Annotated in this window: 23 protein-coding genes; 7 read left to right on the top strand and 16 right to left on the bottom strand. The window is 68.6% G+C overall.

The window, feature by feature from the left end; genetic code table 11:
- Positions 1-2: 2 nt before the first annotated feature.
- The 7 genes from C4F17_RS21945 to C4F17_RS21915 form a co-directional block, all read right to left on the bottom strand.
- Positions 3-521, bottom strand: coding sequence for an RDD family protein (locus C4F17_RS21945; protein ID WP_081266033.1), 519 nt, complete (start codon positions 519-521; stop codon positions 3-5).
- Positions 522-577: 56 nt separating this feature from the next.
- Positions 578-1,615: an FUSC family protein gene (locus C4F17_RS21940; protein ID WP_106936646.1), complete on the bottom strand. Its 1,038-nt coding sequence runs from the start codon at positions 1,613-1,615 to the stop codon at positions 578-580.
- Complete coding sequence (locus C4F17_RS21935; RefSeq protein ID WP_106936645.1) at positions 1,612-2,085, bottom strand: MarR family winged helix-turn-helix transcriptional regulator; 474 nt, start codon at positions 2,083-2,085, stop codon at positions 1,612-1,614. The genes C4F17_RS21940 and C4F17_RS21935 overlap by 4 nt, the downstream gene beginning before the upstream one ends.
- Positions 2,086-2,126: 41 nt before the next feature.
- Positions 2,127-2,816, bottom strand: coding sequence for a DUF2242 domain-containing protein (locus C4F17_RS21930; protein WP_106936644.1), 690 nt, complete (start codon positions 2,814-2,816; stop codon positions 2,127-2,129).
- A 97-nt stretch (positions 2,817-2,913) separates the two neighbouring features.
- A complete protein-coding gene (locus C4F17_RS21925; RefSeq protein WP_106936643.1) occupies positions 2,914-3,567 on the bottom strand; it encodes a nucleoside/nucleotide kinase family protein in 654 nt (217 codons plus the stop codon).
- Positions 3,568-3,592: 25 nt separating this feature from the next.
- The gene (locus C4F17_RS21920) at positions 3,593-4,114 is read right to left on the bottom strand and encodes an alpha-ketoglutarate-dependent dioxygenase AlkB family protein (RefSeq protein ID WP_106936642.1); all 522 of its coding nucleotides are present in this window, start codon (positions 4,112-4,114) and stop codon (positions 3,593-3,595) included.
- 43 nt (positions 4,115-4,157) lie between these two features.
- Positions 4,158-5,432: a Glu/Leu/Phe/Val family dehydrogenase gene (locus tag C4F17_RS21915; protein WP_081266038.1), complete on the bottom strand. Its 1,275-nt coding sequence runs from the start codon at positions 5,430-5,432 to the stop codon at positions 4,158-4,160.
- A gap of 230 nt (positions 5,433-5,662) precedes the next feature.
- On the opposite strand from C4F17_RS21915, the gene C4F17_RS21910 reads away from it, so the two are divergent.
- Together C4F17_RS21910 and C4F17_RS21905 are read left to right on the top strand one after the other, a co-directional pair.
- Positions 5,663-6,085 (top strand): hypothetical protein, encoded by a 423-nt coding sequence (locus C4F17_RS21910; protein ID WP_106936641.1) that lies wholly within the window; start codon positions 5,663-5,665, stop codon positions 6,083-6,085.
- 144 nt (positions 6,086-6,229) lie between these two features.
- On the top strand, positions 6,230-6,697 hold the full coding sequence (locus C4F17_RS21905; RefSeq protein WP_081266040.1) for an Lrp/AsnC ligand binding domain-containing protein: 468 nt from the start codon (positions 6,230-6,232) through the stop codon (positions 6,695-6,697).
- A 4-nt stretch (positions 6,698-6,701) separates the two neighbouring features.
- Here the strand turns inward: C4F17_RS21905 and C4F17_RS21900 are convergent, their stop codons facing one another.
- On the bottom strand, positions 6,702-7,412 hold the full coding sequence (locus C4F17_RS21900) for a YggS family pyridoxal phosphate-dependent enzyme (protein WP_106936640.1): 711 nt from the start codon (positions 7,410-7,412) through the stop codon (positions 6,702-6,704).
- Positions 7,413-7,463: 51 nt separating this feature from the next.
- Here C4F17_RS21900 and C4F17_RS21895 point away from each other — a divergent pair, with 51 nt between their 5' ends.
- Together C4F17_RS21895 and C4F17_RS21890 are read left to right on the top strand one after the other, a co-directional pair.
- Positions 7,464-8,507: a type IV pilus twitching motility protein PilT gene (locus C4F17_RS21895; protein WP_081266042.1), complete on the top strand. Its 1,044-nt coding sequence runs from the start codon at positions 7,464-7,466 to the stop codon at positions 8,505-8,507.
- Between the two features lie 136 nt (positions 8,508-8,643).
- Complete coding sequence (locus tag C4F17_RS21890; protein ID WP_081266043.1) at positions 8,644-9,780, top strand: PilT/PilU family type 4a pilus ATPase; 1,137 nt, start codon at positions 8,644-8,646, stop codon at positions 9,778-9,780.
- 17 nt (positions 9,781-9,797) lie between these two features.
- Here the strand turns inward: C4F17_RS21890 and C4F17_RS21885 are convergent, their stop codons facing one another.
- Positions 9,798-11,348: an MFS transporter gene (locus C4F17_RS21885; RefSeq protein WP_106936639.1), complete on the bottom strand. Its 1,551-nt coding sequence runs from the start codon at positions 11,346-11,348 to the stop codon at positions 9,798-9,800.
- Positions 11,345-11,827: a MerR family transcriptional regulator gene (locus C4F17_RS21880; RefSeq protein WP_106936638.1), complete on the bottom strand. Its 483-nt coding sequence runs from the start codon at positions 11,825-11,827 to the stop codon at positions 11,345-11,347. Before C4F17_RS21880 ends, C4F17_RS21885 begins: the two co-directional genes overlap by 4 nt.
- 87 nt (positions 11,828-11,914) lie before the next feature.
- On the opposite strand from C4F17_RS21880, the gene C4F17_RS21875 reads away from it, so the two are divergent.
- Entirely contained in the window at positions 11,915-12,823 is a 909-nt protein-coding gene (locus C4F17_RS21875) for an NAD(P)-dependent oxidoreductase (RefSeq protein WP_106936637.1), read from the top strand.
- 43 nt (positions 12,824-12,866) lie between these two features.
- Here the strand turns inward: C4F17_RS21875 and C4F17_RS21870 are convergent, their stop codons facing one another.
- The 3 genes from C4F17_RS21870 to C4F17_RS21860 all read right to left on the bottom strand — a co-directional run bounded on the left by C4F17_RS21870 (position 12,867) and on the right by C4F17_RS21860 (position 14,769).
- Complete coding sequence (locus tag C4F17_RS21870) at positions 12,867-13,673, bottom strand: BON domain-containing protein (protein WP_106936636.1); 807 nt, start codon at positions 13,671-13,673, stop codon at positions 12,867-12,869.
- On the bottom strand, positions 13,670-14,314 hold the full coding sequence (locus C4F17_RS21865; RefSeq protein WP_081266048.1) for an SIS domain-containing protein: 645 nt from the start codon (positions 14,312-14,314) through the stop codon (positions 13,670-13,672). The genes C4F17_RS21870 and C4F17_RS21865 overlap by 4 nt, the downstream gene beginning before the upstream one ends.
- Before the next feature lie 86 nt (positions 14,315-14,400).
- A complete protein-coding gene (locus tag C4F17_RS21860) occupies positions 14,401-14,769 on the bottom strand; it encodes a YraN family protein (RefSeq protein ID WP_081266049.1) in 369 nt (122 codons plus the stop codon).
- A gap of 46 nt (positions 14,770-14,815) precedes the next feature.
- Here C4F17_RS21860 and rsmI point away from each other — a divergent pair, with 46 nt between their 5' ends.
- Positions 14,816-15,763: a 16S rRNA (cytidine(1402)-2'-O)-methyltransferase gene (rsmI, locus tag C4F17_RS21855; RefSeq protein ID WP_106936635.1), complete on the top strand. Its 948-nt coding sequence runs from the start codon at positions 14,816-14,818 to the stop codon at positions 15,761-15,763.
- Here the strand turns inward: rsmI and C4F17_RS21850 are convergent.
- Together C4F17_RS21850 and C4F17_RS21845 are read right to left on the bottom strand one after the other, a co-directional pair.
- The gene (locus tag C4F17_RS21850; protein ID WP_106936634.1) at positions 15,760-16,296 is read right to left on the bottom strand and encodes an RNA 2'-phosphotransferase; all 537 of its coding nucleotides are present in this window, start codon (positions 16,294-16,296) and stop codon (positions 15,760-15,762) included. The two genes, rsmI and C4F17_RS21850, sit on opposite strands and share 4 nt — an antisense overlap.
- Positions 16,293-17,189, bottom strand: coding sequence for a LysR family transcriptional regulator (locus tag C4F17_RS21845; protein ID WP_106936633.1), 897 nt, complete (start codon positions 17,187-17,189; stop codon positions 16,293-16,295). The genes C4F17_RS21850 and C4F17_RS21845 overlap by 4 nt, the downstream gene beginning before the upstream one ends.
- Positions 17,190-17,286: 97 nt before the next feature.
- On the opposite strand from C4F17_RS21845, the gene C4F17_RS21840 reads away from it, so the two are divergent.
- Positions 17,287-17,784, top strand: coding sequence for a hypothetical protein (locus C4F17_RS21840; protein WP_081266053.1), 498 nt, complete (start codon positions 17,287-17,289; stop codon positions 17,782-17,784).
- Between the two features lie 14 nt (positions 17,785-17,798).
- Here the strand turns inward: C4F17_RS21840 and C4F17_RS21835 are convergent, their stop codons facing one another.
- Positions 17,799-18,527 carry a glutathione S-transferase gene (locus tag C4F17_RS21835; protein WP_106936632.1) on the bottom strand — a complete coding sequence of 243 codons (729 nt, stop codon included), beginning with the start codon at positions 18,525-18,527 and terminating at the stop codon, positions 17,799-17,801.
- Between the last annotated feature and the right edge of the window lie 7 nt (positions 18,528-18,534).

The raw sequence follows: 18,534 nt of genomic DNA, 5'->3' as shown, positions 1-18,534 counted from the left end.
GCTCAGGCCTGCAGCACGACCGTATCGGCGATCTGGTCGTGCAGGCAGCGGCGTGACTCACGGAAGATGAGGAGGCTGTCGACCAGCACGAAGATCTGCCCGAGCATCGGCACGATGTTCGCCAGGAACAGCGGGCTCTCGCGCAAGCCGAGGATGCGGCCGATCGACGGCTTCGAGCCGTCGGGCCGCGCGATGCGGATCTTGAACAGCGCCTTGCCGATGGTCTGGCCGCGCGTGGCCAGCAGGTAGCCGTGCAATGCGAGGTAGAGAACGATGCCGACGGCGGTGTCGGTCACGCGGGGTGTCCAGAGGCCGAGGCCGTCGTCGCTCCAGATGTCGTAGGGCGTGAACATCGACAGCAGCCACAGCGCGCCGACCGCGATGCCGCCGTCGACCATTGCAGCCAGGAAGCGCTTGCCGCGCGTCGCGAGCTGCCCCGGCTGCGGCTGGCCGGGTTGCTGCACGTCTTCCACATGGGATTGCGGCGGCGCGTAGCGCGCGTCCTGCGTCTGGTCTTCCATGCCCGTCCCTCTCCGAAACGATTGATTTCCGGAAGATTCTAGGGTGATTCGAAGACTCAGCTGGCGCCGGACGGGCGATGGCGGGCGGGTTGCAGCGTGTGACGGAAGAGCCGGAGGTCGTCGAGCAGCAGGTTCAGCGGCGCGGCCAGCATCGCGTTCGACGGGGTGCCGCGCGACGCTTGCGCGCAGCGTTCGAGTTGTTCCGCGGTGTCCGGCGGCGCGCACTTGCCCTCGAGTGCGTCGGCCATTGCGGCAATGGCCCTGGCGGCCGCTCGCGCCGCGTCATGCCGGAACGAGTCCGGCGCTTCGTCGCCCTTCTCCAGCCGGAACACGCGGTCCAGCACGACCGCATCCTGGAAAATGCGCGCCGCCAGCCGCGCCCTGTCGCGGTAGGTGCGCGCATTGCCCGCAGCCGTGCCGCGTCGCCACCATCGCGCCTCCAGGTCGGCGCTGCCGGCCAGCACGGCCAGCCGCCCCAGCGCCGCGCGCGTGCCGGTGTCGATGCGCTCCCTCTCCGCATCCGCGGGCCGGGTAGCAGCCGCCATTCGCCTGGCGATGCCGCGCAGCAAGGCGGCGCAGCCTTCATCGAAGCGCACGCCCGCGTGGTATTCGGACATCACCGTCGAGACCGCCAGGGCCACGCCCACGCCGATGCCGATCTGCACCATGCGCAGCAGCGCCACCTGCAACACCGAGTGGCCGGGGATGCCGCCGGCCGACAGGATGATCAGCGCCGCCACCGGCGCGCTGCGCAGGCCCGGCACCGCCGCGCCGGCAAAGGCCAGCAGCATGACGACCGCCAGCGTGACCGGCAGCACGGGCGCGCCGTGGTGATGCAGGTAGACACCCGCCAGGCCGCAGAGCGCGCCGGCCGCGGTGCCGCGCACCCGGTCCCAGCCGGCATCGAGCGTGGAGCCCGCGCTCGGCCGCATGACGATCAGCACGCTCATCACGGCCCAGAAGCTCTCCGGCAGGCGCAGCGCGACGGACACGATCCAGGCAAGTGCCACCGCACCGGCCAGCTGCACGCCGGGACGCCAGCGGCCGTGGCGCCAGAGTCCGGCGAAGTGCTGCAGCGCCGGCATCGCGTTCATGGCTTCGTCGCTCCGGCGGCGTTGACGGCCAGCGCGGCGCCGAGGCCGTCGATCAGTTCGCAGGCCTGCAGCAGCACGGCGCGTTGCTGCGCATCCAGCGTGGCGCCGATCGCCTCGGCCAGCGCCGATTCGCGCGACCGCATGATCGCCTTCAGCCGCTTCGTGCCTTCGGGCGTGAGCGACAGCACCGACTGGCGTCCGTCGCTGGCATGCGGCGCGCGCGTGATCCAGTCTTCTGCTTCGAGCTCGGCCAGCAGCCGCGTCAGCGACTGCGGCTTGACGCGCTCCAGCGCAGCCAGCGCGGTCGGGGTGCTGGGGCCATGGCGGTGCAACTGGCCGAGCACGCTGAGCTTGGCCACGCTCGGGCCGTCGGGCGTGGCGCTGCCGCTGCGCAGTTGCCGCGACAGCAGCGCGACGGAGTTGCGAAGACGCGTGGCGCACTGCGCCGGATCCGGGGAGGTCGAAGCCATGCCCGGATTGTAAGACTCATCTTATTATCTGGCGACCGGCATCAGCCCCGGTTCGGCGACGAGTTCACGGGGTAGGTGGTGGCGGGCCCTTCGGCGGGCACCGGGCCCGCGGCCGGTTTCTCGGGCTTTTCTTCCTGGGGCGCGTCGGCCTCGTCTTGGGGCCCGTCGAGGAAGCGGTCGAGCAGCGCGAAGAAGCGGTCGTAGAAGCGCTCGTCTGTCAGCGTCTCGCTCGCGACCTTGACCATGGCGTCGTCGCTGCCCGAGAACGGCAGCGAGAGCGAGCCGATCGCGCCCACGCCGAGGCTGGCCGAGTTGTTGACCTTCTTGATGCCGTAGCGGTCCTGCAGCGCCGTCGCGAAGGCCACGGTGTTCTTGCTGGCCTTGCCGCCGCCCCGCGTGCTCTCGCGCGCGCAGACCACGCGGAACTCGACCTCCACATGCACCTCGGCCGCCGGCTGGAAGCTCTTGCGCCCGGTCACGAGGTCGGCGTTGGCCGCGGTGATCATGTAGCCCTGGCTCAGCAGCGCGCGGCGCGCGGCTTCGCAGGTCTCGGCCTCGGTGGCCTGGTAGTCGCGGGTGTGGGTGGTGGTGGAGCCGAAGGCCTCGGGTTCGTAGTTGACCTTGCGCTGGGCGACACCGCCGCAGCCGGCCAGTACGAGTGCGGACGAAAGACCCAGCAAGAGGATCGGTGCGCGAAGAGAACGGAAGTGCATGGGGTGCATGGACGGCATGGAGCGGCGAATGCTAACCGGCGCATTTGCCGGCAAGGCTTCGAGCGCGCCGGCGCGCCGGCGTTCCCTGTCCGGCATGAAAGTTTTCCTGGCGGACTCAGCCCCAGGGCAGCACGTGGTGCGCGCGCACCCGCGTGGCCGCGATCAGCCGCGCATTGGGCGCGTCGGTGCCGGCCACCCAAGCGCGCGCCTCTTCGAGGCTGCGGCCGAACTGCTGGTGGCGCCGCACCAGCCGCTCTTCGCGCAGCGCGTCGTCGATGTCCACGTACCAGACCTCGTCGAGCATCGCCGCCGCGCCGGCCCACGGACCCGCGTCGTGCAGCAGGTAGTTGCCTTCGGTGATGACGAGCTGCGTCGTCGGCAGCACCGCGATGGCGCCGGCCACCGGCTCCTCGATCTCGCGGCGGAATTCCGGCGCATAGACGATGTCGCCGTCGGGCCGCTGCTCGCGCAGTCGCTGCAGCAGCGCGACGTAGCCGGCGCTGTCGAAGGTGTCGGGCGCGCCCTTGCGGCCGGCGCGGCCGAGCCGCTGCAGCTCGACGTTGGCCAGGTGGAAGCCGTCCATGGGCACGACCTGCGCATGGTCGGCGCCCACCAGCGCAAGCAGCGCCGCAGCGAGCGTGGACTTGCCCGCGCCGGGCGCGCCGACCAGGCCCAGGAGCTTGCGCCGGCCGCCGGCCATCAGGGCTTGCAGGCGGGCGGCGCTGTCCGCGGGAAGGGGAGGAAGGATCTGCGCGGAATGGGTAGTCATTGCCGGAGCGTAGCGTCCCGCGGCGCTATTTCAGAATCTCGCGGAACGTCAGGCTGATACGCTCCCCCGCGCCATCGGCCTTGGGAATCGCGTGCAGCCATTCCTGCTGTACGGCCGCCGACATGTAGAGCATCGATCCGTGCGGCAGCGGGTAGTCGAATCGGGCGCTGCTGTCGGACTTGCTGCGATACGCGATCGACCGCGTAGCGCCGACGGACACGATGGCCACGCCCGTGCCGGGCGCCAGTGCGTCGAGCGCGTCCGAATGAAATCCCATCGACGACGCGCCGTCGGCATAGCGGTTGAGCAGGCAGTTGTTGGGACGAAAGCCGAGCGCGGCTTCGATCCGGTCGCACAGCGCTTCGAGCTGGGCGGGGATCGGCACGGCCTCGTAGGCGATCTGCGAATAATCGTAGGGCACGCCGAAGCTGGCGGTCTGGCGTGCGCGCATGCGCTCGTCCCACGTCACCGCGGACCGGAGCCATTCGAGAAGGGCATCGGGCGACGCGACGAACGCGGGATCGAGGTGAATTGGCGGACCGCTCATGGGTCCGCAGGATACAAGGACCGGCGCCCTGCGATCAGGGAGATCAGGGATACAGGCCGCGTTCCTGGCGCGCCATCAGGATGCGCTCGCAGGCCACCGCGTACGTCGCGGTGCGCAGCGTGATCTTGTGCTTGTCCGCCGTGTCCCAGATCTGGTTGAGCGCGTTCATCATGATGCGGTCGAGGCGCACGTTGATCTCGTCCTCGTCCCAGAAGAAGGACGAGAAGTCCTGCACCCATTCGAAGTAGCTCACGGTCACGCCGCCGGCGTTGCAGATCACGTCGGGCACCACCAGCACGCCGCGCTCGGCGAGGATGTCGTCCGCGGTCGGCACCGTGGGGCCGTTGGCGCCTTCGAGCACCAGCTTGGCGGTGGTCTTCTGCGCGCGCTCGGCGGTGATCTGGCCTTCGAGGGCGGCCGGGATCAGGATGTCGCAGGCGACGTTCCAGAAGTCTTCGTTCGGCACGATGTCGCCGCCGGCCTTGAAGGCGACCACGCCTTCCTTGTTGGCCACTGGAATCAGCTTGGCCAGGTCGAGGCCGTTGCTGTTGACGATGGTGCCGGTGTGGTCCTGCACCGCGACGATCCTGGCGCCCGCTTCGGCGAAGAGTTCGGCAGCGACCGAGCCCACGTTGCCGAAGCCCTGCACCGCGATGCGCGCACCGCGCAGGTCCATGCCCAGGCGGCGCGCCGCTTCGCGGCCGGTGACGAACACGCCGCGGCCGGTGGCCTTGACGCGGCCGAGCGAGCCGCCCAGGTGCAGCGGCTTGCCGGTGACGACGCCGGTGGCCGTGCCGCCGACGTTCATCGAGTAGGTGTCCATCATCCACGCCATGATCTGCGCGTTGGTGTTGACGTCGGGCGCGGGGATGTCGGTGTGCGGGCCGATGATGATGCCGATCTCGCTGGTGTAGCGGCGCGTGACCTTCTCCAGCTCCTGCAGCGACAGCTTCTTGGGGTCGACGCGGATGCCGCCCTTGGCGCCGCCGTAGGGCAGGTTGACGGCCGCGGTCTTGATGGTCATCCAGGCCGACAGGGCCATCACTTCCTCGAGCGTGACGTCGGGGTGGAAGCGCACGCCGCCCTTGCCGGGGCCGCGGCTCATGTTGTGCTGCACGCGGTAGCCCTCGAAGTGGGCGATGGTGCCGTCGTCCATCTCGATGGGCACGTCGACGATGAGCGCGCGCTTGGGGCGCTTCAAGGTTTCGACCCAGCGGGCCAGCGGGCCGAGGTACGGCACGACGCGGTCGACCTGCGAAAGATAGGTGCCCCACGGGCTGTTGGCGGTAGGGCTGACGAAGGAGAGTTTTTCGCTCATGAGAGATCCCTTGGTTGAACGGGTGGCCGCAACGATAGACCTCCACCGCGCGTTGCGCCATGGCTTATGCGCGCCGCGCTGGCGGTTATGCAAGAGACGTTAGGGCGCCTCGCGCGAGTGAGCGGCGCAGATGACAGAACCGTCATCGACGGGTTATCGATCCGGCGGATCCACTTCCTAGAGTTGTCTCCACCGATCAACACACAAGCAACCACATCAAGGAGTTACGCATGAAGAAGCCTTCGTCCACCGCCCGCCTGCTGGCCACCACCGCCGTCGCGGCCCTGCTCGGCGCAGCCGCCGCGCCCAGCCTTGCCGGCAACTATGCGGAAGGCGATCCGCGCCCGGTGCCGATGACGTCGTCCACCACCCGCGCCGCGGTGGCCGCCGACGCGCAGCAGTGGCTGAAGGCCGCGCCGACGCAGGGCTACACCGACGCCATCGCGCAGGCGCCGGCCGTGGTCTCGACGAACACGCGCGCCGCCGTGGCGGCCGACACGCGGCTGTGGCTGCAATCGGGGCTCGCGGCCAAGCAGAACGGCGAAGCCGGCGCCGATGCAGCGCAGCCGGGCTACCGCCAGGCCGCCGCGGACTACAGCAGCCGCAAGGCCGCGGCGCAGGCCCAGGCACAACCGGGCACCACGCTGCGCTGAGCGGCGGCAAAAAATGCCCCTGCTTTCGCGGCAAGGGTAGGCAATGGGTAGGCCAAGGCATTTCCTTGGTTCTATCTCCTATGGCCGGCACTCGCAGGCCGCATTTTCTTCAAGTGATCGATGGGCGAGCCGGATAATCCTCCGATGCTCGACCTGGACCGCATCGATCTGCGCCTGCTGAAGATTCTTCAGGAGGATGGCCGCATCACCAACCTCAAGCTGGCCGAGGCGGTGGCGCTGTCCCCTACCGCGGTGCTGGCGCGGGTGCAGCGCCTGACGCGCGACGGTTTCATCCAGGGCTACGAGGCGCGGCTCGATCCGCAGAAGCTGGGGCGCGGCTTCACCGTGTTCGTCGAGGTGCTGCTCGACCGCACCACGCCCAACGTGTTCGACCAGTTCAAGGCCGCCGTGCAGGTGCGCGACGAGATCATGGAATGCCACATGGTCGCCGGCGGCTTCGACTACCTGCTCAAGACCCGCATGGCCGACATGGCCGCTTACCGGGAGTTCGCGGGCACCGTCCTCTGGCAACTGCCCGGCGTGCGGGAGACGCGAACCTACGCGGTGATGGAAGAGGTCAAGAGCAGCGCACGGCTGCCGCTAGGGATCTGAGCTTTCAGGCGGGGCCGGCGGGCTTGCGCGCCCGGCCGCCGAAGATGGCCGTGCCCACGCGCACCATCGTGCTGCCGGCGCTGATGGCGGCTTCGAGGTCGGCGCTCATGCCCAGCGAGAGCGTGTCGAGCGCGATGCCCGCGTCGCGGATCGATTCGAAGATGGCATGCGCCCGCAGGAACAGTTCGCGCTGCGAAGCGAAGTCGGGCGCCGGCTCGGGGATCGCCATGAGCCCGCGCAGCCGCAGCTGTGGCAAGGCCGCCACAGCCTGCGCCAGCGGCAGTGCCTCTTCGGGCGTCACGCCGGACTTGTTGGCACCGCCGTCCACATTAACCTGAAGGCATACATTCAGCGGCGGCAGGTGCGCCGGCCGCTGGGCCGACAGGCGCTCTGCAATCTTGAGCCGGTCGACGCTGTGGACCCAGTCGAAGTGCTCCGCCACGGGCCGTGTCTTGTTGCTCTGCAAGGGGCCGATGCAGTGCCATTCGAGCTGGGCGCGCAGGTCGGCCAATGCTTCGATCTTGTCCAGCCCTTCCTGCACGTAGTTCTCGCCGAAGGCCGACTGGCCTGCCGCATGCGCCTCGCGCACCGCCTCCGGCCCGAAGGTCTTGGACACCGCCAGCAAGCGCACCCCGGCCGGGTCGCGGCCGGCCGTTACACACGCCTGTGCGATCCGGTTGTTTACTTGCTGGAGGTCGTCGCCAATCATCGTCATAATCGTCCAAAATCGTATCAAAACGTCACCGAACTCGATTCGAGGAGCCCCGTGGACATCACCCAACTGCTGGCATTCAGCGTCAAGAACAAAGCCTCCGACCTGCATCTTTCCGCGGGCCTGCCGCCCATGATCCGCGTGAACGGCGACGTGCGCCGCATCAACGTCGACGCGCTCGACCACAAGGGCGTGCATGCCATGGTGTACGACATCATGAGCGACACGCACCGCAAGCACTACGAAGAGTTCCTCGAGGTCGACTTTTCGTTCGAGATCGACGGCCTGGCGCGCTTCCGCGTCAACGCCTTCAACCAGGCACGCGGCGCGGCGGCGGTGTTCCGGACCATTCCCTCGAAGATCCTGACGCTGGAGCAGCTGAACGCGCCCAAGATTTTCGGTGAACTGGCGCTCAAGCCGCGCGGGCTGGTGCTGGTGACGGGTCCCACGGGCTCGGGCAAGTCGACCACGCTGGCGGCGATGGTCAACTACCTCAATGAAAACGAGTACGGCCACATCCTCACGGTGGAAGACCCGATCGAGTTCGTGCACGAATCGAAGAAGTGCCTGATCAACCAGCGCGAAGTGGGACCGATGACGCTGTCGTTCTCGAACGCGCTGCGCTCCGCACTGCGCGAAGACCCGGACGCGATCCTGGTGGGCGAGCTGCGCGACCTGGAAACCATTCGCCTGGCCATGACCGCGGCCGAAACGGGCCACCTGGTGTTCGGCACGCTGCACACCTCGTCGGCCGCCAAGACCATCGACCGGATCATCGACGTGTTCCCGGGCGAGGAAAAGGAAATGATCCGCGCGATGCTGTCGGAGTCGCTGCAGGCGGTGATCTCGCAGACGCTGTGCAAGACCAAGGACGGCCAGGGCCGCGTGGCGGCGCACGAGATCATGCTGGGCACGCCGGCCATCCGAAACCTGATCCGCGAGGCCAAGGTGGCGCAGATGTACTCCACCATCCAGACCGGCCAGGGCCAGGGCATGCAGACGCTCGACCAGAACCTGACGGATCTGGTGCGGCGCAATACCATCTCGGCTGCGGAAGCCCGCGGCAAGGCCAAGATCCCCGAAAACTTCCCCGGCTAGTCATGAGGCCCCCCGGCTTTTCACTTCGCTGCGCTGCGTGTAACTCCACCCCCCAGGGGGGAGGCGCGGCCGCCTTGGGGCGGCCCGGCGGTCGGCCGCCAGCGGGTTCAATCTAAACAGATCAAGGAGCGCTCTCATGGAACGCGATCAAGCCAGCCAGTTCATCAACGACCTGCTCAAGCTCATGGTGAGCCGCGCCGGCAGCGACCTGTTCATCACCGCCGACTTCCCGCCTGCCATCAAGGTCGACGGCAAGGTGACCAAGGTGTCGCAGCAGGCGCTGGGCGCGCAGCACACGCTGGCGCTCACGCGCTCGATCATGAACGACCGCCAGACGGCGGAGTTCGAGCGCACCAAGGAGTGCAACTTCGCGATCTCGCCCACCGGCATCGGCCGCTTCCGCGTGAACGCGTTCGTGCAGCAGGGCAAGGTCGGCATGGTGCTGCGGACCATTCCCGCCAAGCTGCCCACCATCGACAGCCTGGGCATGCCCCAGGTGCTGAAGGAAGTGACGATGAGCAAGCGCGGCCTGTGCATCCTGGTGGGTGCCACGGGCTCGGGCAAATCGACCACGCTGGCCGCGATGATCGACTGGCGCAACGAGAACTCGTTCGGCCACATCGTGACGGTGGAGGACCCGGTGGAATTCGTGCACCCGCACAAGAACTGCGTGGTGACGCAGCGCGAAGTGGGCATCGACACCGACAGCTGGGAAGCCGCGCTGAAGAACACGCTGCGCCAGGCGCCCGACGTGATCCTGATGGGCGAGATCCGCGACCGCGAGACCATGGAACACGCGGTGGCCTTCGCCGAGACCGGCCACCTTTGCATGGCGACGCTGCACGCCAACAGCGCCAACCAGGCGCTGGACCGCATCATCAATTTCTTCCCCGAAGAGCGCCGCGCGCAGTTGCTGATGGACCTGTCGCTGAACCTGCGTTCGCTGGTGTCGCAGCGGCTGGTGCCCACCGAGGACGGCCTGGGCCGCGTGGCGGCGGTCGAGGTGCTGCTGAACACGCCGCTGATTTCCGACCTGATCTTCAAGGGCGAGGTGGGCGAGATCAAGGAGATCATGAAGAAGAGCCGCAACCTGGGCATGCAGACCTTCGACCAGGCGCTGTTCGACCTGTTCGAGAGCCACTCGATCACCTTCGAGGACGCGATCCGCAACGCCGACTCCGCCAACGACCTGCGGCTGCAGATCAAGCTCAACAGCCAGCGCGCGCGCAGCACCGACCTGGCCGCCGGCACGGAGCATTTCGCGATCGTCTGAAACAGCAGCCCGCCGACTCAGTCGATCGTCTTCTGCCACGCGGCGAACGCGCCCGCCGCCAGCGCAATGACCGCCATCGCGGTGAAGCCGTCGAGCGAAGCCATGAAGGTGGCCTGTTGCTCGAGCGTTCGCCAGAGCGTGCCCAGCGCCATTGCATGGGCCTCGCCCGCCGCATGGCCGGCCGCGGCGAAACCGTGGGTCAGCGACTCCAGCGCCTGCATGAAGGCGGCGTTCGCGGGGTTGGCCGACTCGCTCAGGCGCACTTCGTGCAGCGCCAAGCGGTGCTGCTGCAGCGCGATCACGCTCGACGTCGCGAATGAAATCGCCAGCTGGCGCACGAGGTTCTTGAGCCGGTAGCCGTGCGCGAATTCTTCCGCCGCGAAGGGCCTGAAGGTGAGGTTGGCCACGGGCAGCACCACGAACAGCATCAGCAGGCCGCGCAGCAGCAGAGGGGCCAGCAGGGCCTCTCGCCCCGCCTGCGGCGTGACCTGCGACAGCCACCACGCCGCCAGCGCCGCGATACCGAAGCCCGCGACGATGAGCCACTTCTTGCGCGTCAGCCGCGCCGAATAGCGCAGGTAGACGAACACCAGCAGCCCGGTGGCGAGCGAGGCGGCGCCGGTGAAGTAGCCTGTATTGCCCACCGTGAAGCCGAGCCCGCCTTCCATCAGGCGCGGCAGCAGGTAGCTGAAGCCCGTCGACAGGTAGTAATAGACGACGTAGAGCGCAAGCCCCACGCGGAACGACGCATTGCGCAGCGCATGCAGCCGCACCAGCGGCGCGGGGTGCCGCCACTGCTGCCAGCCGAACCATGCAAGCCCCGCGACGCCGGCGAGCGTGAGTCCGATCAGCGCGGGCGAGCCTGTGAACAGCTCGAAGTGCGAGCGCGTGAGCACCACCTGCAACGCGGCCTGCGCGAGCGCGAACACGACGTAGGCGATGTAGTGCGGCTCGGTGCGTTCGTGCGGCGCGACGTCGCCGATGTCGGGCAGCGTCCAGAGCACCAGCAGGCCGATCAGCACCGCAACCGGCGCGGTGCTGGCGAACAGCCAGCGCCAGTCGAAGTTGGTGACGAGAAAGGCGCCGGCAATGGGCGCCAGCGCGCCGCCGAACACGATGAGCACCATGAAGGCCTTCAGCGCCTGGCCGCGTCGCGCGGGCGCGATGCCGATCTGGATCAGGATGCGGCAGGCGCCGAGCATCGGCCCGACGAAGTAGCCCTGCACCGCGCGCGCGGCCGTGAGCTGCATCGAGCTGTCGCAAAGCGCGGCACCCACGCCGCCCAGCGCGAAGGCGAACATGCAGACCGCGAGGTAGCGCCGGTAGCCCAGCCGCTCGACCCACGCATGCTGGTGCAGGATGCCCAGCACCGCGCCCAGCGCATAGGCGCTGGAGGCCCACACCAGCTCGTCGGGCGAGGCGTTGACGCCGCCGGCAATGTAGCTCGCGAAGAAGGCGAACAGCGCGTTGTCGAAGTAGTCGATGGCCGTGACGAGGCCGATGGCCCAGGGCAGCAGCGCGACCGCGGCATTGCCGCGCGAAGGCCGCGCCAGGGCCGGGGAGCTCATGGCGCCGGCCGCTCCTTGCGGCGCTGCTCCAGCGCTTCTTCCACCGGCTCGCCGGCAAGGCGGCGCTCCACGTAGTCGAGGTCGCGCCGCAATTGCGCCTGCAGCGCCGCGGCTTCCTTGAGTTCGCGGCGAACCTGGGCCACGCGCGCATCGAGCGTCGAGAGCTGCCCGGTCAAGGTTTCGCGCAGGGTCTTGAGCGATGCGTTCGACAGGCGCGGACGGCCGCCTTCGGCCGGCGCTTCCATCGGCTGCTGCAGCATCGTGGTGATGGCCGTGAGCGAGAAGCCCAGCGAACGCATGCGCAGCACGCGCGCGAGCTTGTCGAGGTCGGCTTGCTCGTAGAGGCGGTAGCCGCCTTCGCTGCGTTCCGGCACCACGATGCCCAGCTCTTCGTAGTACTTGAGCGTGCGCGGCGTGACCTCGAGCCGGGCCGCGGCGTCGCGCACGGTGATGGTCCTGGCGGGGTTCGGCGTGGTCATGATGGCTCCATTCTACCCAAACCTGTACGTACACGTACAGGTTTGGGTCATCGCACCGGTCGCGGAATGGCTTTAAGCTGTCGCCCCATGAGCAGCATCAACCCCCGCACCTACGAATCCGTCCCCGCGCAGACCGTCGCCTTCCTGGGCCTCGGCGTCATGGGCGGCCCCATGGCCGGCCACCTGGCCAAGGCCGGCCACAGCGTCACGGTCTACAACCGCACGCCCGCCAAGGCCCAGGCCTGGGTCGCCGAATTCGGCGCGCCGGGCCGCCATGCACCGACCCCGCGCGAGGCCGCCGCGGGCGCCGACATCGTGTTCTGCTGCGTCGGCAACGACGACGACCTGCGCTCGGTGGTGCTGGGCGACGACGGCGCCTTCGCCGGCATGAAGAAGGGCGCGGCATTCGTCGACCACACGACCGCCTCGGCCGACGTGGCGCGCGAGCTGGCGAAGGCGGCACAGGCGCTGGGCCTGCATTTCATCGACGCCCCCGTCTCGGGCGGCCAGGCCGGTGCGCAGAACGGCGCGCTCACCGTCATGTGCGGCGGCGACGCGGCCGTGTTCGAGCGCATCAAGCCGGTGGCCATGGCGTTCTCTCGCGCGGTCACGCTGCTGGGCGAAAGCGGTGCCGGCCAGCTCGCGAAGATGGTGAACCAGATCGCCATCGCGGGGCTGGTGCAGGGCCTGTCCGAAGCCATCGCCTTCGGCCAGCGCGCCGGGCTCGACATGGAAGCCGTGCTGGGCGTCATCAGCAAGGGCGCGGCCCAGAGCTGGCAGATGGAAAACCGCGGAAAGACCATGATCGAGGGCAAGTTCGACTACGGCTTCGCGGTCGACTGGATGCGCAAGGACCTGGGCCTGGTGCTCGACGAAGCCAAGCGCAACGGCGCGCGGGTGCCGGTGACGGCGCTGGTCGACCAGTTCTATGCCGACGTGCAGCGGGCTGGCGGGCGGCGCTGGGACACTTCCAGCCTCATCACCCGCCTCAAATAAGAAAAGCCCGCTCAGCGGGCTTTTTCAATTCGGGGACTTTCTTTCAGCGAACCGGCGCGGTCGTCGCGCCGCTGGCCGGCAGCGGCTCCATCGGCGGCAGCGGCACGCGGGACGATGAAGAAGAAGCCGGCACCACCGTCGACGAAGGCGCCGACGGCGTAGCCGACGTCACCGGCGCGGGGCCCTGGCCGCCGCGCTGCGCCGCGGCCTGGTTCGCCGCCTGGCTGGCGGCCAGGTCGGCTTCGGAGACGACCTCGACCACGCGCACCACCTTCACCACGCCCGTCACGCCACGCGTGATTTCGGTGGCGCGGTCGGTTTCGCGGCGGGTGGCGATGCCCATCAGGTAGACCACGCCACGCTCCGTCACCACCTTGAACGAGTTGGCGAAGATGTCCTTGGCGTCGAGCAGCGAGGCCTTCACCTTGCCGGTGATGTACAGGTCGTTCGAGCGGTCCTGGAAGGTGCTCGAGCTGCCCACGGTCAGCTCGTTGACCACCGAGCGCACATTGACGATGCGGCTCACCTCGTCCTCGACGCGTCGGCGGTCGGCGTCGCTGCCGACGGCGCCGGTCAGCAGCACCTGGCGGTTGTAGCTGGTGACGCTCACGTACATCTGGTCGTTGGCGATGTCGCGCACCCGGGCAGCGGCGCGCAGCTCGATGCCCTGGTCGTCGAGCTGGGCGCCCGAGCTGCGGCGGTCGGTCGCCACCATGCCCACGCCCACTACCGCGGCGCCGCCCACCACCAGCGGCACGCAGGCGGAAAGGCCCGCGACCAGCGCGCCCCCCAGGGTGAGCGCGATGGCGAAACGTCGGGCTGGTGTCGTCTTCATGGTTGCGAGGGTCATGGGGAAACTTCCTGTTCTCCGAGTAACTGGGCATCCACGCCGTCGCACAGGCAATGCAGCGCGAGCAGATGGACTTCGTGGATGCGTGCCGCACGCTCGTGCGGCACGCTGATCTGGACGTCGGTTTCGCGCAGCGCGCGGCCGATGGCGCCGCCGGTGCCGCTGCTGCCGGCGCCCGGCGCCGACGGTGCGCCCGAGGCGGCATTGCCCAGCAGCGCGACCACGGTCATGTCGCGTTCGTGCGCGGCCGTCACGGCCGCGAGCACTGCGGCCGATTGGCCGCTGGCGCTCAGCGCGAGCAGCACGTCGCCGGCCTGGCCGAGCGCGCGCACCTGGCGGGCGAAGCGGTCGGCGTCGATGGCGTTGGCGCTGTCGGCATTGGGGTCGGTGGTGTCGCCGGGCAGCGCGATGGCGCCGAGCTCGGGCCGCTCGCGTTCGAAGCGGCCCACGAACTGCGCGGCGAACTGGGCCGCCAGCAGCCCCGACACGCCGGCACCGCAGGCGAGCACCTTGCCGCCGCTGGTCACGCAGGCCAGGATGGCCTGCATTGCCTGAGAGATGGGTTTGCTGAGGACCGGTCCGGTCTGGTATTTGAGGTCGGCACTATCGATGAAGTGCTGCTGAATCCGTTGCTCGAGCATGAGGCGGGATGATAACTGGGGGCTGTGAAACAAGACGTGTGAGTTGTGGAGCCTTCAAGAGGGCTTCAGTTCCCGCGAAAGAGGTATCAGCCGGCATCGAAGGCCGCCTGCAACCAGGTGATTTTCTCCTCGACCAGCACCACGTCGAAGCGGCACGGCGGCAGCGTGCGCAGCTGGTTCAGGTAGTGCCGCGCCGCGAACACGATGCGCCGCTGCTTCAGGCCGGTGATGCTGCCGCCCGCGCCGCCGTGCGTGCCGCTGCTGCGCTGTCGGACCTCGACGAAGACCAGCGTGTGGTCGCGCGGATCGCGCATGATCAGGTCGATCTCGCCGCCGCCGCGCCCGGGCGTCCGATAATTGCGCGCGACCAGCACCAGGCCGGCGTCCTGCAGATGGTCGAGCGCGGCGTCTTCCGCCGCATCGCCGCGATGCTTCGTTGTGGTGTCGGTCTTCATGGCTCCCTGCCTGCAATCTTCTTGTTCGATCTGACGGAGAAACCTCTTGGCTTCACTCGCCCCTGCTTCTTTCGGCGCCGCCCTCGCGGCCGCGCACGACGCCGCGGGTGCGCAGCATTATCCGCAAGGCACCCTCTACGTGGTCGCCACGCCGATCGGCAACCTGGCCGACATCACCTTGCGCGCACTGCATGTGCTGCAGCTGGTCGACGCGATCGCCTGCGAGGACACGCGCCACACCCAGAGCCTGCTGCGCGCCTACGGCATCGACCGCCCCGGCGCGCGGCTGCTCGCGGTGCACCAGCACAACGAGGCCGAGGCCGCGCAGGCCGTGGTCGCGCGGCTTGCGCAGGGCGAGCGCATCGCCTATGTCAGCGACGCCGGCACGCCCGGCGTGAGCGACCCCGGCGCGCGGCTGGCCGCCGCCGTGCGCGCGGCGGGCCAGCGCGTGCTGCCGCTGCCCGGGGCCAGCAGCGTGACCACGCTGGTCGGCGCGGCGGGCCTGGTGGCCGACGGCGGCGACGGCAATGCCAGCAGCGCCTTCGTGTTCGCCGGCTTCCTGCCGAGCAAGGCCGGCGAGCGCGACACCGCGGTGCAGGCGCTGTCGCAGGAACCCCGCGCCGTGGTGCTGCTGGAGGCGCCGCACCGCATCGAGAGCCTGGCGCGCGCCCTCGCCACGCTGGGCGAACGCCGCATCACCGTGGGCCGCGAGCTTACCAAGCAGTTCGAGGAAATCGCGACCGTCGCGGCCAGCACCCTGCCCGACTGGTTCGGCGCCGACCGCGACCGCACGCGCGGCGAGTTCGCGCTGGTGCTGCATCCGGTGGCGGTGAGCGGCGACGGCGGTGCCGAGGGCGAGCGGGTGCTGCGGCTGTTGCTGGCGGAACTGCCGGTGAAGACGGCGGTGAAGCTGGCCGCGGAAATCAGCGGTGCGCCGCGCAATACCTTGTATGAACTGGCACTGCGCATTCGCAACGGGGCGGAAGACGCCTAGCCCGACAGAAACTCCGGCGGCACGGCCGCCGTCAGCCAGACACCGTTCTCGGCGCAATGAAAGGCGTGGCCCAGTGCATGCATGCGGCCTGCGTCAACCACGAGCACATGCGCTTTGCCATGCCGGCGCCCAACCTGCACCGCGGTGGCTTCATCGGCCGACAGATGTACATGCTGCCGGGCTCCCGGCAGGAGACCATGCGCGCGGATCGCGTCGAGAAAACGAGTGGCCGTGCCATGAAAAAGCAATGCTGGCGGTGCCAACGCTTCGAAGCCACGGCTGACTTGCTGCGTCGAATGGCCTTGCAGGGCGCGGATGCGGCGCCCGTCGGCGGACAGCTCATAGCGCTTCTTCGTGCCCGAGTCGACCGCCTGCACGACGTCCGCGCGCGCGAGGTCGCGCCCTCCGGCCGCGGCGCCCGCCACCAGCGCATCGATATCGGCCCAGCCTTCCGCATCGAGCCGCAGGCCGACCGATTCCGGCGCATGACGCAGCACGTAGGCGATGAACTTGCTGGCGCTCTCGGGCGTCATGGCGCGGCCTTCCAGTGATCTCGATGCGTCAGCAGCGCGTCCATGAGCCTCTGTGCGTGCGGTGTCGGAGGGCGATCGGCACCGTGGAACATGTGATATTCGAGCGGCGGATAGCCCTGCAACGGAATCGCCACCAGACCCTTTGGAATGCGGCAGCAAGCGTTGACCACGGCAAGTCCGAAACCCAGCTGAGCGAAACGCAGCATCAGTTCCCAGCCATTGGCTTCGAGCGACGGCTGCCACGGCACCGACTCCGCCTGAAGCAGCCGGCCCAGCATTTCGCGGTGCGGCCGCCCTTCCGGCGGCACGATCAGTTGAGCGTCCTTCAAGTCGCGCAGGCGCACCGATTTGCGTGAAGCCAGGGCATGCGCGCGCGGTACGACCAGTACCTGGCCCACGACCGTGAGGCGCACCGCCGCCAGGTCTTCAGGCGCAGTGCCCAGGGGCGCAATGCCGAGTTGCGCCTGTCCGGCCCGCACCGCCTGTATTGCTTCGTCCCGGTTGCGCGTGAGCAATTGCAGGTGCGGCGAGGCGCCAGGACCCGAGAACTGCGACAGAGCCTTGCCCAGCAGATAGAGATAAGCCCCCTCGCCCGCAGCCAGCGTGACGACCGGCTGGTCTCGCCCAGCGGCAAGGCCTTTGACGAAGCGTTGGTTGAGCGCGAGCAGCTCCCGCGCATGCCGTGCGACCTGCTCACCCGCACTGGTGAGCTCGAGCGCGCCACCGATCCGCATGTACAGCCTTGCATCAAGCTGTTCGGCCAATTTTCGCACTTTCGCATGCAGGGCCGGCTGGCTGATGTGAAGCAGGCGCGCCGACTCGCTGAAGTTCAGCGTGTCCGCGAACACTGCGAAAGACTGAAGGGCGTCGAGATTGGTGCGAGGAACATCCATCTATCCATTTTATGGATAGCACATCCAATATCAGTAGTTCCTGATGATTGGCTTCATTTCTACGATTCGCCTGCTTCAAACACAAAGGGAATCAGAAATGCAAGACTCCACTCATCTCCCCCGGCTCGGCATCGACATCGGCCGGGTGCTCATCGCCGCCGAAGGCGCTGGCGGCGCGGACACCTCGTTCATCGGCGGCTCGCTGCAAGACGCACTGGCGACGCCGCCGTACGAAGGCATGTTCGACGCCGTCGCGCCGCTGGTCGAAAGGTTCGAAGGCCGCGTCTGGCTGGTCTCGAAGTGCGGCCCCAGCGTTCAGGCAAAGAGCCGTGCGTGGCTGCAGCACCACCGCTTTTTCGAACGCACCGGCATCGCACCCGCCAACCTGCGCTTCTGCCTTCAAAGGCCGCAAAAGGCCGATCACTGCCGCGACCTGCGCATCACGCACTTCATCGACGACCGCACCGACGTGCTGCGCCATCTGGAGGGCATCGTGCCGAAACGGTATCTCTTCGGCCCGCAGAGCAAGCCGGTGACAGTCGCAGGACTGGTGCTGCTGCCGTCGTGGAACGATGCGGCTGCAATCGTGGCCTGAAGGTTCAGGCGCCGTCAGCCGTCCAGCTCCGCATAGCGCCTGAAGATCCCGTCTTCATTGAACGCGATGCGCCGCGGGCTCTGCAGGTAGTCGTGCACCCGCTGGCGGCGCTTGACGTTGCCATGCAGCTTCTCGACCGCCGGCGTTGCAGCCAGCGCGCGCGCCGTGGCCTTGGGGAATGCATAGCGCAGGCCATCCACCAGCTGGAACAGCGACAGGTCCGCGTAGGTCAGCGTGTCGCCGACCAGGTGCAGGCTGCCCGCCGGGTTGCGCTGCAGCACCTCTTCGAACCAGTCGAGGAACTTGGGGATGCGCTCTTCGCGAAAGGCCTTCGCGCGCTGCATGGCGGCGTCGCGCTGGTCTTCGTAGTAGGCGCCGGTCGATATGGGATGGTGCGTGTCGTGCGCCTCCGCCACCGCATCGGCAATGGTGAGCTGCAGTTGGTGCGTCCACAGCCCGTCGGACTCGCCCACGCCCGACAGGCCCAGCCGTGGCCCGAGGTACAGCAGGATCGCGGCGGTCTGGCCGACCACGATGTCGCCGTCGACCAGGAAGGGCGGCGCGAAAGCCGGGCGCGCGTTGCCCGCGTCCCCGAGGCGGCGGCCCAGCGCGGACTCTCCACCGCCTTTCGACTCGGGCAGCCGCGCCACGTCGACGTAGTCGGCGCCGGCCGCCTCGAGCGCGAGCCGCACGAATTCACCGCGGCCCTGGATGGTGGGCCAGTAATGGAGTTGGTATGGCATGCGGCCA

It is taken from the genome of Variovorax sp. PMC12 (genome assembly GCF_003019815.1).
Lineage (GTDB): Bacteria > Pseudomonadota > Gammaproteobacteria > Burkholderiales > Burkholderiaceae_C > Variovorax.
Note: the sequence above shows the minus strand (reverse complement) of the source record. Positions and strands in the feature narration are given on the sequence as shown.